Annotated in this window: 8 protein-coding genes; 7 read left to right on the forward strand and 1 reads right to left on the reverse strand. The window is 70.7% G+C overall.

Features of this window, described 5'->3' with window-relative positions:
* Positions 1–385 precede the first annotated feature (385 nt).
* Positions 386–697 carry a hypothetical protein gene (locus tag J7346_RS11020; protein WP_209119988.1) on the forward strand — a complete coding sequence of 104 codons (312 nt, stop codon included), beginning with the start codon at positions 386–388 and terminating at the stop codon, positions 695–697.
* A gap of 171 nt (positions 698–868) precedes the next feature.
* On the opposite strand, the gene J7346_RS11025 is transcribed toward J7346_RS11020, so the two are convergent.
* A complete protein-coding gene (locus J7346_RS11025; RefSeq protein ID WP_245157811.1) occupies positions 869–3,010 on the reverse strand; it encodes a S9 family peptidase in 2,142 nt (713 codons plus the stop codon).
* Positions 3,011–3,131: 121 nt separating this feature from the next.
* Here J7346_RS11025 and J7346_RS11030 point away from each other — a divergent pair, with 121 nt between their 5' ends.
* Genes J7346_RS11030 through addA form a run of 6 tightly spaced genes read left to right on the forward strand, consistent with a single transcriptional unit; the run spans position 3,132 to position 12,754 of the window.
* A complete protein-coding gene (locus tag J7346_RS11030; RefSeq protein WP_209119989.1) occupies positions 3,132–3,977 on the forward strand; it encodes a 1-acyl-sn-glycerol-3-phosphate acyltransferase in 846 nt (281 codons plus the stop codon).
* A complete protein-coding gene (gene tsaE, locus J7346_RS11035; protein ID WP_209119990.1) occupies positions 3,970–4,440 on the forward strand; it encodes a tRNA (adenosine(37)-N6)-threonylcarbamoyltransferase complex ATPase subunit type 1 TsaE in 471 nt (156 codons plus the stop codon). The genes J7346_RS11030 and tsaE overlap by 8 nt, the downstream gene beginning before the upstream one ends.
* Positions 4,433–5,521, forward strand: coding sequence for an N-acetylmuramate/N-acetylglucosamine kinase AmgK (gene amgK / locus J7346_RS11040; protein ID WP_209119991.1), 1,089 nt, complete (start codon positions 4,433–4,435; stop codon positions 5,519–5,521). The genes tsaE and amgK overlap by 8 nt, the downstream gene beginning before the upstream one ends.
* Positions 5,518–6,237 (forward strand): N-acetylmuramate alpha-1-phosphate uridylyltransferase MurU, encoded by a 720-nt coding sequence (murU, locus tag J7346_RS11045; protein WP_245157812.1) that lies wholly within the window; start codon positions 5,518–5,520, stop codon positions 6,235–6,237. The genes amgK and murU overlap by 4 nt, the downstream gene beginning before the upstream one ends.
* The gene (gene addB, locus J7346_RS11050; protein WP_209119992.1) at positions 6,234–9,302 is read left to right on the forward strand and encodes a double-strand break repair protein AddB; all 3,069 of its coding nucleotides are present in this window, start codon (positions 6,234–6,236) and stop codon (positions 9,300–9,302) included. The genes murU and addB overlap by 4 nt, the downstream gene beginning before the upstream one ends.
* A complete protein-coding gene (gene addA, locus J7346_RS11055) occupies positions 9,299–12,754 on the forward strand; it encodes a double-strand break repair helicase AddA (protein ID WP_209119993.1) in 3,456 nt (1,151 codons plus the stop codon). The genes addB and addA overlap by 4 nt, the downstream gene beginning before the upstream one ends.
* The last annotated feature ends 51 nt before the right edge of the window (positions 12,755–12,805 follow it).

A 12,805-nucleotide genomic window follows, 5' to 3' on the forward strand; every position in this document is an offset into this window, starting at 1 on the left:
CCTTCTCCCGATGGGAGAAGGTGGCGCGTGAGCGCCGGATGAGGGTCGGCGGCGTCATTCGGCGACAGCCGTGGCAGGACCGGTGCGACGGCTCACGCCGAAGGCCCCGGAGAGCCCCTCACCCCCTACCCCCTCTCAGGCTCCGCGCTGCCCTTCGGGTCCCACGGGAGAGGGGAGATGTGCGCAGCGGCCTCCGAGGGAGAACCGATCCTTGGGTCGAGCCCGAGGATGACGGGCCGGGTAGCGCAGAAATTCCGACCGTATACCAAGCACATGTCATTTTTCGTGTCACAAACTGTCATATAACATTTACATTCTCGCAGATCGGCGCATTCTGAGGGGGAAGACGCCGGGGAGCGTCCCTGTCCCTATGGAGGTACCGCCCATGATCCGCCCTGCCCTGTCCCTTGTTCTGGCCGCCGGCCTGGCCCTCGGCGCCGCTGCGCCCGTCCTGGCCTCGGTCGATCCGACCACGGGCGCCAAGCCCGGTCAGGCCGTTATGATCTGTTCCGAGGATGCGGCGACCCGCGCCAGCTTCCAGCGCGAGTATGGCGAGCGGCCGGTGTTCGTTTCGGCCCAGGACCTGCTGGCCGCCCGCGACGCCGGCGAGCGCTGGGAAGCGCCGCGCTGCATGACCGAGCGGGAGTTCGCCCGCTTCGAGCGGATGACCGAGCAGCGCGCCGAACTGCGCCGCTAGGGTCTGTACCCGCCTGAAACAGCAAGGGGACGCCGGATCACTCCGGCGTCCCCTTTTTTGTCGAGAGACGGCGTGTCGCCCCCTCCACCCTGCTTCGCCGAGGCTTCAGGCTACGCGCTGCCCTTCGGGTCGCAGGGTCCCCCTCCCCCGATGGGGGAGGAGACGAGAGCCCTACTCGCCGATGTATTTGTCGAGCCAGCCGAACACTTCATTGTGCCATTGCAGGCTGTTCTGGGGTTTCAGCACCCAGTGGTTCTCGTCCGGGAAGACCAGCAGGCGGCTTTCGATGCCCTGACGCTGGAGGGCGGTGAAGGCCGACAGACCCTGCGACGTCGGGATGCGGAAGTCCTGCTCGCCCTGGATGACCAGCATCGGCGTGTTCCACTTGTCGACGTGGTTGGCCGGATTGAACTCCTGATAGGCGCGCGGATTTTCCCAGGGCGTGCCGCCGTTTTCCCATTCGGTGAACCACAGCTCCTCGGTGGCAAAGCCCATGGCGAAGGTGTCGAACACCCCGTCGTGGTTGACCATGCACTTGAAGGCATTCGGCCAGTGGCCCGAGATCCAGTTGATCATATAGCCGCCATAGGAGGCGCCGAGCGCGCAGGCCCGGTCGCCGTCCAGGAAGTCATACTTCTGCTGCGCCGCGGCCCACCCCTTTTGCAGGTCTTCCAGCGGGCGATCGCCCCAGTGCTGGCTGATCGAGTCGGTGAAGGCCTGGCCGTAGCCGGTCGAGCCGTGGAAATCGATCATCACCACCGCATAGCCGGCGCCCGCATAGGTCTGGGGGTTCCAGCGATAGGACCAGCCATTGCCGAACGAGCCCTGCGGCCCGCCGTGGATCAGGAAGGCGACCGGGTATTTCCGGCCTTCGACATAGTTGGCGGGCTTGATGACATAGCCGTGGACGGTTTCGTCGTTCCAGCCCTCGAAGGTGAACTGCTCGGCCTCACCGAAGGCCAGATCAGCCAGTTCCGGGTTCACCTCGGTCAGGCGACGCGGCATTTCGCGGCCGCGATAGGTCTTGAACCAGAGGTCACCCGGCTGATCCAGCGCGGCCTGGGCATAGACGATGCCCGACGGGGTCAGGACATGGCTACCGACCGAGCCTTCGCCGGTGAAGGGGATGACGGCGCCGTTGCGCGTATCGACAGCGAACAGCCGGTGCTGGCCGGTGTCCTGCGCCGTGACGTAGAGGGTATTGCCGTCCGGGCTGAAGGCCAGGCTGTCAGCCGAGCGGTCCCAGTTGGCGGCGATCTGGCGGACCTGACCGGTCTCCATGTCGCGCAGCATGATGGCGAACTTGTCGGCCTCGAAGCCCGGACGTGCCATGGCCCGATACGCCAGGGTGCGGCCGTCGGGCGAGAACACCGGGCCGGCGTCCCAGGCGGGATTGTTCCCGGTCAGATTGGTGAAGTCGCCGCTGTCGGTCAGGCCGTCGGTCATCCAGAGGTCGAAATCGGTGCTCCACGGCTCCGACGATCCGGCCTCGCGGGCCGAGAAGACCAGCGACTGGCTGTCGGGGCTGAAGGTGAAATCCTCCTCGCCGCCGAACGGCTTGGAGGGGGTGTCGCCGTCAAAGCCGCGCGTGACCCAGACCGGCTCGCCTTCGGCCTTACCGTCCTCGCCCAGTTCAACGACAAACAGGTGGTTCTGGGTGCCGTCGTTCCAGGTGTCCCAGTGGCGCACGAACATCCGGTCATAGACGCGGCCGGTCGATTTGCGGGCGGCCTCGGCCTCGCCCCGCGCCACCGAACAGGCGAGGCTGTCGCAATCGGGATAGACCGCCAGCGCAACCGCCAGACGCTCGCCGTCGGGCGAGACCTTGTAGGCCTGCACATCGACCGGCAGGTCGGTCACCTGCATGACCTCGGCGCCGTCCGGGCCCGTGGCCCAGATCTGGTTCGAGCCCGAGCGCGAGGAGAGGAAATACAGGGTCTGACCGTCGGGGGACCAGCGCACCGTGTTGCCCTGGCCTGCGTCCATGAACAGCGGACGGGCTTCCATGTCGCCCTGAAGGTCCTGCACCCACACCGTGGTGCCGCCCCCGCCGTTGACCGGATCGACCGCGCGCACCTGATACGTCAGCCAGTGACCATCGGGCGAGACCTGGGGATCGGACAGCCGGTTCAGGCGAAGCATCACCTCATAGGTGAAGGGCTCGGGGTCGGCCGCCGGGGCGGTCGCCTCGACCGGCGCCGTCTGCGGATCAAGGGCGAGCGCCGGGACCGCCGTCAGGCTGAAGGCCATCAGGGCCGCGGCGGCCGTGGCCATGCGGCGCGACCGGAAGAAGGATGTGGAAAGCGAGCGCATGCGCCGGACCTCATAGCCTGTGCCAGAACTGTGGGACGCAGGCCTAGCACCGCCCGCCCGTCCCGGCAAAGTCCCGCACAGCCCGCTTGCCCGATGCGAGCGGAGCGGCGACAAGCAAGGCATGACGGCGGCCTCCGATTCCCGACATATCTGCGATGTGCTGATCGCCGAGCGCGCGCCGCGCCTGACGGGGTCGATGGCCTGGCCGCTGGTCCGCCCCTTCCTCTACGGGCTGCTGGGCTATGGCCGGGCGCGATCCATGGCGGATGCCGTGGCGCCCATGGGCGGGGCCGAGGCGCTGGATTATGTCTCGAAACTGCTGGCGCTGGACGTGCGCATCCTGAATGCCGACCGGATTCCACAGGCGGGTCGCTGCGTGGTGGTCAGCAACCACCCGACCGGGATCGCCGACGGCATTGCCGCCTATGACGCCATCCGCGCGCAGCGGGACGATGCCATCTTCTTTGCCAATGCCGATGCGCTCCGGGTTTCGCCCCGGCTGGACGAGGTGATCATTCCGGTCGAATGGGTCACTACAAAGCGCACGCGCGAAAAGACCCGCGCCACACTGGATGCCGCGCGGAAGGCCTTCGAGGAGGATCGCGCCGTGGTCCTGTTCCCGGCCGGGCGACTGGCTCGGGTGGCGGGCGACGGCCAGCTGACCGATCCGGAATGGTCGCCGACCGCCGTCAGTCTGGCCCGCAAATATCAGGCGCCGATCGTGCCGATCCATATGAGCGGGCCGTGGTCGCGGCTGTTCCACACCTTTGACCGCATCTCGCCCGAGCTGCGCGACATCACCCTGTTTCACGAGATGCTGAACAAGACCGGCGGGACCTTCCGCCTGACGGTCGGGCCGCCCATCCCGCCCGAGCGGCTGGATGCGGACGCCACCCGCGCCACCTATGGGCTGAAGGCCTATATCGAGCGGGTCCTGCCCGGACAGCCGGATGCGCCCTATGCCTGAGGTCCGCGATATGGCCCTGGCCGACGAGGCTGCCACGACCCGGCTGGGACAGGCACTGGCCGCGCACCTGACAACGGGTGAGGTCGTGCTGCTGAGCGGCGCGCTGGGCATGGGCAAGTCGACGCTGGCCCGCGGCCTGATCCGGGCCCTGACCCGGCCGGACGAGGATGTGCCCAGCCCGACCTTCACCCTGGTGCAGTTCTATGAGAGCGAGCCGCCCGTGGCCCATTTCGACCTCTACCGGCTGGACGACCCGCGCGAGGTGGACGAGATCGGCCTCCATGAGGCCATCGACGACGGCGTGGCCCTGATCGAATGGCCCGAACGGCTGGGCGAGGACGGCGCCGGGGCCTTGAGCCCGGACCGGCTGTCGGTCACGCTGGAGACCGACGGCGAGGGCCGTCGCGCGCGGCTGTCGGGCCACGGCGCCTGGGCGGAAAAGCTGAAGGATCTGCATGTCTGAGCGTGGTGCGCTGATCGCCGATTTCCTGGCCGGAGCGGGTCTTGCCGACGCGCGGCGCGACCCCCTGCCGGGTGACGCCTCGACCCGGCGCTACGAGCGGCTGACCACGGCCTCGGGCGGGCGACTGATGCTGATGGATCAGGCCCCGGCGCTGGAGAGCCCGCCGTGTGATCCGGCCTGGTCGCCCGAACAGCGTCTGGCCCATGGCTGGAACGCGACGGCGCGCCTGTCGGCCGGGCGGATCGAGGCCTTTGCCGCGGTGGCGCAGCATCTGCGGGCCGCCGGCCTCTCGGCACCCGAAGTGGTCGCGCTGGATGCCGCCAACGGTCTGGCGATCCTCGAGGACCTCGGCGACGACCTCTATGCCCGGGTGATCGAGCGCGGCGCAGATGAACGGCCCCTCTATATCGAGGCGGTCGAGGCGCTGGCCCGGCTGCATCTGGCCGCGCCCCTGCCGGAGCGGCTGGAGGGGCCGGGCGGGGACTGGCCGCTGCTGACCTATGACGCGACCGCCCTGCAGGCCGGGGCCGACCTGTTCATCGAATGGATGCCGAAGCTTCAGCCCGGGCTCGACTTCGGTCCGGAGGCGCGCGCCGAATGGCACGCCGCCTGGGCCCCGGTCGCGGCCATGGGCGAGGCCAGGGCCTGGGTGATGGCGCACCGCGACTATCATGCCGAGAACCTGCTGTGGCTGCCGGACCGTGAGGGCTTCCGGCGAGTCGGGCTGATCGATTTTCAGGATGCCGTGCTGGCCCATCCCGTCTGGGACCTGCACTCCCTGCTTCAGGACGCCCGCCGCGACGTCTCGCCCGAGGTCGAGCGCGCCGCGCTGGACCACTATATCGACGTCATGCAGGTCGACGGCGAAGCCTACCGGGCCGACTATGCTGCGCTGGCGGCTCTGAACGAGGCGCGCATCCTCGGCGTCTTCGCCCGGCTGGTCGCGCGGGACGGCAAGCCCCGCTATCGCCAGTTCATGCCGCGCATGTGGCGCCATCTGGAACAAAACCTGAAACGACCGGAACTGTCGCAGGTCGCTGTCTGGTTTGACCGTCATGTCCCGAAGGAGATGCGCGGATGACGGTTCCGAAGACAGCGATGGTGCTGGCCGCAGGGCTGGGCACGCGGATGCGGCCCCTGACCGATGACCGGCCCAAGGCGCTGGTCGAGGTCGGCGGGCGGGCGCTGATCGACCATGTGCTGGACCGGCTGGCGGACGCCGGGAGCGCGCGCGCCGTGGTCAATGTCCACTGGTTCGCCGACCGGCTGGAGACCCACCTGGCTGGCCGCAGTCGGGCGCCGGAGATCACGATTTCGGACGAGCGGGCCGAGCTTCTCGAGACCGGCGGCGGCCTGAAGAAGGCCATCCCCCTGCTGGGCGATGACCCGGTGTTCGTCGCCAATATCGACAGCGTCTGGACCGACCGGGGTGATGCGCTGGCGGAGCTGGCCGACCTGTGGGACGCGGAGCGGATGGACGCCGCCCTGCTGTTGGCCCGGCGCGAAGGGGCCATCGGCTTCGAGGGCGGCGGGGATTTCTTCCTCGGCGACGAGGGACAGCTGAGCTTCCGGGGCGAGGCCGCCGAGGCGCCCTATGCCTATATGGGCGTGCACATCTGCCGGCCCGGCTATGTTGCAGACGGGCCTGACGGGCCCTTCTCGCTCAGCGGGCTGTGGCGCAGGTCGGCCGCCGAAGGGCGGCTGTTCGGCTGTGTGCTGGACGGCGACTGGATGCACGTCGGCGATCCCGGAGCGCGCGATGAGGCCGAGGCCCGGCTGGCGCGAGAGGCCGGGTGACGGACCCCTTCGACCCCTTCCCGCACATCTTCGCGCCGCGCTGGTATTCCATCGACGCGCACCGGCCCTTCCTGAACGATCTCGCAGCGGCCCTGCTGGACTGGTCCGGACGCCAGTCACCGGAAATCCTGAGCGACGCCATGCTGTTGCTGCCCAACCGGCGAGCGGTGCGCTCGTTCGAGCAGGCCCTGCTGGCGGTGGGTGACGGTCGGCCGGTGCTGATGCCGCAGGTGCGCGCGCTCGGCGATCTGGAGGAGGACGAGGCCCCCTTCACGCCCGGCGCGCTGGGGCTGGACCTGCCGCCCGCCATCTCGCCCCTGCATCGCCGGTTCGAGCTGGCCCGGATGATCGTCGAGGCGTTCGACACCACCCTGTCGGTACGCGAGGCCCTCGCCCACGCCGACACCCTCGGCCGGTTCCTGGAGTCCTGCCAGATCGAGGAGATCGAGGACCCCGGTCGCGTCGCCGATCTGGTCGAAGGCGATCTGGCCGACCATTGGCGGAAACAGGCCCGGTTCCTCGCCCTCGGGGTCGAGGCCTGGCCGAAGCGGCTGGCGGCGCTGGGGCTGGTCGATCCGGCCTGGCGGCGGGTGACCCTGCTGCGGCTGCTGGCTGAGCACTGGTCGAAACACCCCCCGGTGACCCCGGTTCTGGCGGCCGGATCGACCGGCACGGTCCCGGCCGCCGCTGCGGTTCTGGACGCCGTCGCCCATGCCCCTCAGGGGGCCGTCATCCTGCCCGGACTGGATCGCGCCCTTCCGGACGATGTGTGGGCCAGGGTCGACGACCTGCATCCGCAAGGCGCCCTGAAACTGCTGCTGGAGCGCAGCGGAATCTCGCGCGCCGATGTGCGGCCCTGGCCCGTGCCCGGTGGCGTCGACCAGACCGGCGGTCGGGCCCGCGAACGCGTGCTGAACGAGGCCCTCAGGCCGGCCGAGACCACCGGCGACTGGCGGACCGCCATCTCCGGCCTGCGCGCCGAGGCCGCGCCGCATGATCCGGTCGATCCCGTGGTGCGTGGCCTGGAGGGCCTGACCCTGCTGGACCTGCCCGACGAGGAGTCGACGGCCGCGACCCTCGCCCTGGCCATGCGCGAGGCCCTGGAAGTGCCGGGCCGCACCTGTGCCCTCGTCACGCCCGATCTGGATCTGGGCCGGCGCGTCGCCGCCCGGCTGGAGCGATGGGGCATCCGGCCGGACAATTCCGCCGGGGTCAGTCTGCGCACCCTGCCCGCCGGACGGCTGGTCGATCTGGTGGCGCGCTGGATGGACCGGCCGCTGGATGCCCCGACGCTGCTGTCGTTGCTGAAGCATCCGCGCGTGCGCCCCGGTCTGGACGAGGCCGCCGTCGCGCATCTGGAACTGTATGGCTTTCGGGGCGCCGCGCCGCGCGACGGGTCGGTCCTGCGCCACAGGCTTCTGAAGCCGCAGGGGCGAGGGCGCGGCGGCGCCGGCGATACCCCGCCTGAAGGCGCGACCGCAGCCCTGGCTCTGATCGATCGACTGGAGACCCTTTCGGGCGCCGCCCGGTCGGCCTTCCGGCCCGAGGCCCCGCTGGATGAAGCCGCCCGGGCGCTGGTCACCGCAATCGAGAGTCTCGCCGGTCCCTCGGCCTGGTGCGCCAGCGATGGCGACGCCGCGTCCGCCCTGCTGGCCGAACTGATCGAGGCGGGTGGGGCGCTGGGCGCCGTCACCCGGCCCGAGTTTGCCGCCCTGATCGGCACGCTGCTGGATGAACAAACGGTGCGTCAGGGCGGCGCCACCCATCCGCGCCTGCGTATTCTCGGCGCCATCGAGGGGCGGCTGGTCCGGTCGGACCGGATGATCCTGGCCGGGCTGGAGGAAACCGTCTGGCCGCCCGCCGCGCCTGTCGATCCCTTCCTGTCCCGGCCGATGCGCGCGACCCTGGGCCTGCCCTCGCCGGAGAAACGCATCGGCCAGTCGGCGCAGGACTTCGTTCAGGCGGCAGCGGGACCCGAGGCCCTGCTGGTCCATTGCCAGCGGCGGAACGGGCAGCCGACCGTGCGCTCGCGCTGGCTGTGGCGCCTTGAAATGCTGGCCAATGGCGCCAACACCCGGGACCACCCGGTCGCCCTGACCACCGACGATCCAGTGCGCGAGCTGGCCCGCATGCTGGACAGCCCGCCCGATCTGGTGCCGCGACCGGCCAGCCGGCCCGAGCCCCGGCCACCCGTCGACCAGCGCCCCCGCAGCCTGTACGTCACCCGGGTCGAGCGGTGGATCCGCGATCCCTATGCCCTCTATGCCCAGTGGATTCTGGGCCTGGAATCGCTGGACCGGCCCGGCCAGCCGGCGACCGCCATGGAGCGGGGCAATGCCATTCACGCCGCCATCGAGGCGCTGACGCTGGAGCGGCCCGACGACATGGGCGACGACTTCGCCGAGGCGCTGGCCGGGCGGATCGTCGCCGAACTGGTCAAGGCGGGCTTTGACGACGCCGCCCTGGCCCGCGAGCAGCCGCTGGCCGAGGCCTCGGCCCGCTGGCTGGCGGAGCAGGAGCGGGTCCGCCGCGCCCGCGCGGACGGCCCCGTCACCCTGTATGCGGAAAGGAAGGGGCGAATGACCCTGACCTTGCCGGGCGGCGACTTTGTCCTGCAGGCCTGGGCCGACCGGATCGAGACCTGGCCGGGCGGCGCCGCCGTGCTGGACTTCAAGACCGGCATGGCGCCGTCGAAGAAGGAGGTCGAGGCCGGCCTCGCGCCCCAGCTGACCCTGACCGCCGCCATTCTGGAGGCCGGAGGCTTTGGCCCTGACATTGGCCGCGGCCCGGTGGCCGAGCTGGCCTATGTCCGCCCCACCGGGCGCGGCGAGGGAGGAGAGTGGAAGACCGTGGCCGCCGGGCTCGAGGACACCGCCACCGCGACCGGCGACGCGCTGGAGGGGCTGACCCGGCGCATCGCCCATTTCGACCGCGCCGAGACGCCCTATCGGTCATGGGCCGTGCCCAAATTCATGAGCCTGCGCGGCGGCAACTATGACCATCTGGCACGGGTCTGGGAGTGGCATGTCATGGGCGCGGCCGACGGCGAGGGAGAGGGCGGATGAGCGACCCCCTGCATCCCCAGACCCGCGCCGCCGATCCGACCCTGTCGGTGTTCGTCTCGGCCAATGCCGGGTCGGGCAAGACCACCACCCTGGTCAGCCGGGTGGCGCGACTGTTGCTGGGCGGAACCTCGCCCGGCGCCATCCTGTGCGTGACCTTCACCAAGGCTGCGGCGTCGGAGATGCAGAGGCGGCTGTTCGCGCGGCTGGGCGGCTGGGCCGTCATGGACGACGACAAATTGTCCCGCGCCCTTGCTGAGCTCGAGGGTCGCGCGCCCGGCGACTATGACGACGAGGCCCTGTCCCGGGCCCGGCGCCTGTTCGCCCGCGCGCTCGAGACCCCCGGCGGGCTGAAGATCCAGACCCTTCACGCCTTCTGCGAGAAGCTGCTGCGGCGCTTTCCCATGGAGGCGGGGGTCACGCCGGGCTTTGCCGTGCTGGAGGACGAGGCGGCGCGGCGTCTGTCCCGGGAGGCGCGCGATGATCTGGCGCGTGCGGCGCTGGCCGACGGGGACGGACCGTTGGGTGAGGCCTATCGCCATTTCGCCGTCACGCTCGACTTCCAGACCTTCGAGGGCCTGCTGGCGACGCTGGAGGCCGAGCGGCTGAAGATCTCGGCCTGGGTCGAGGCGGTCGCGCGGGGCGAGGCCTGCGACATCCACACCCTGACCGGTACCGAAGCCGGCGTGACGGTCGAGGCGCTGGAGCGCGACTGGCTGGCCGCGTTCGACCCGGCCGAAGCGCGGGCGCTGGCGGCGGAACTGGCAGCAGGCGCCGTCACCGACCAGAAGAAGGGTGCCGTCCTGCACCAGGCGCTGGCCGAGGGCCTGAGCTTTGCCGGGCTGCGCCGCCTGTTCCTGAAGGCCGACGGCGCGCCCCATGCGAAGATGGGGACGAAGTCGGTGCCGCCCGGCGTGATGACGCGCCTGAACGAGCTTCAGGACAGCTATTGCCAGACGCTGGGGGCCTGCCGCGCGGCCTGCACGGCCGAACGGTCGCGACACGCGGCCACGCTCGCCACCGCCTATGCCGCCCTCTATCAGCAGGCCAAGGACCGGTCGGGGGCGCTGGACTTCGCCGATCTGGTGGACCGCACGCGCGCCCTCCTGACCGAGGCGCAGGCCGCCGCCTGGGTGCTCTACAAGATGGATGGCGGCATCGACCATGTGCTGGTCGACGAGGCGCAGGACACCGCCCCCGAGCAATGGGACATCATCACCGCCCTGACCGGCGAGTTCTTCGGCGGGGAGACCTCGACCCGCACCGTCTTCGCGGTCGGGGACGAGAAGCAGTCGATCTATTCCTTCCAGGGGGCGCGCCCCGAACGGCTGCGGCGCGAGGCCCAGGCCTATGACCAGAGGATCAAGGCCACCGGCGGCGCCTTCGAGGGCATTGAGCTGACCACCTCCTACCGGTCGACGCCGCAGGTCCTGCAGTTCGTCGATGCTGTATTCGAGGGGCCCGAGCGTGCGCGTGCCCTGACCGGCCAGACGCTTCAGCAGGCGCCCGAACATGTCCCCGCCCGCACCGATCACGCCGGCTCGGTCGAGCTGTGGCCCCTGTTCTTCGACGACGAGGCGGTCGAGCAGGACCCATGGGTGCCGGTCGACCACGAGCCCGCCACCCATGGCCGGAAGAAACTGGCCCGGGCGCTGGCCCGCGAAATCCGCCGCGCGGTCGACCAGGGCGACGCCGTCTATGACCCGAAGGACAAGGCCTGGCGCGCCTGTGGCTATGACGACTTCCTGATCCTCGTCCGGCGGCGCGATCCGACGTTCGAGGAGATCATTCGCGCGCTGAAGGCCGAGGGCGTGCCGGTGGCGGGGGCTGATCGGTTGAGGCTGTCCAGCCATATCGCCTTTGACGACATCAAGGCCGTGATGCGGTTTGCCCTCTTCCCCGGCGACGAGCTCAGCCTCGCCGAAATCCTGCGCGGTCCGCTGTGCGACCTGCCGGACTTCGAGGGGCCCGACAGCCTGTACGCCCTGGCCGGTCAAAAGGGCCGAGGCCCGCTGTGGGGCGAGCTTCAGGCGCGCGCCCACGAGCAGCCCCTGTGGGCCCGGGCGCTGGCGCTCGCCACCTGGGCGCGGGATGCGCGGGACCGCGAGGCCTTTGCCTTCGTCTCGGGCCTGCTGAACCGCAAGGACGACGCGGGCGTCACCGGCCGGGTGCGGATGCTGGAGCGGCTGGGTCGCGAGGCCGAGGAGGCCCTGGACGAGACCCTGTCGCTGATCCTGTCGCTGGACAAGCAGGGGCTGTCGGACCTGGAGACGGTGCTCGACCGGCTGGAGGCCGCCGAGGTCGAGGTCAAACGCGATCTGGAGGGCCCGCGCGGCGAGGTGCGGATCATGACCGTGCACGGGGCCAAGGGGCTGGAGGCGCCGGTCGTCTTCCTGCCCGACACCACGGCAAAGGCCGGCGCGCGCGGCACCGCCCTGTTCGAGGTGCCGACCGAGGTCGAGGAGGGTAAGACACCGCCCCCCGCCGGATGGCTGATGGGCGGGCGGAAGGACGAGGATTGCGCGGCGCTGGCGGCCGCCCGCGCGGCTCGCGAACAGGCCTCGTCCGACGAGAGCCTGCGCCTGCTCTACGTCGGCCTGACGCGGGCCCGCGACCGGCTGGTGATCATGGGCCGGGGCATGGCCGGGCGAAAGGACGGCTTTGCCGACGGCAGCTGGTGGGACCTGCTCAGCCAGACCTTCGACCGGCTGGACGGGATCGCGGATCTGGACGATGGCCGCCGGCGCTTTGGTCCGGCCCCCGCGTCCGTCCTGCGCGTGGTGCCCGCCATCCCCGAACGGCAGACCCTGCCCGACTGGTGCCGCACCGACCCGCCGCCGGACGCCGGCCTGCGCGCCCGCGCCCCGTCGCGGCTGGCCGGTGAGGGCGAGGACGCCGGACCGCCCTCGCCTTCGCCGCTGGATCGGGGCCGGGACGGCGGCCTGTCGCGCCTGCGCCGGGGGACACTGATCCACCGGCTGCTGGAGCGGCTGCCCGAACTGCCCGCCCCCGATCGTCGCGCGGCGGCCGACCGCCTGCTGGCGCGCGAGCCCGGCCTGACACCTGACCAGATCACGGAGATGACGGGCGCGGCCTTCGGTGTGCTGGAGGACGACCGGTTCGCGGCCGTCTTCGGCCCCGGCTCTCGCGCCGAGGTGGCCCTGACCGGCACGGTTGAGGGGATTGCCTGGTCCGGCCGCATGGACCGGCTGGTGGTCCTGCCCGACCGGATTCTGGTGATCGACTACAAGACCCAGCGCCCGGCACCGGACCACATCGACCGCACCGACCCCGCCCATCTGCTGCAGATGGCGGCCTATGTCGCCCTGCTGCGGCGGCTGTATCCCGAGCGGGCGGTCGAGGCCGCGCTGGTCTGGACGGACGGGCCGCGCCTGATGCCCGTGCCGGACGCCCTGATCGACGAGGCGCTTCACGCGCTGACGCCCGCCCTGTAGGCTGTCACCTTGAACGGGGCGGGAATCGCCCCACATCCGAAAGCCGACGGG

This window comes from Brevundimonas sp. A19_0 (assembly GCF_017744255.1).
In the GTDB taxonomy this organism is placed as follows: domain Bacteria; phylum Pseudomonadota; class Alphaproteobacteria; order Caulobacterales; family Caulobacteraceae; genus Brevundimonas.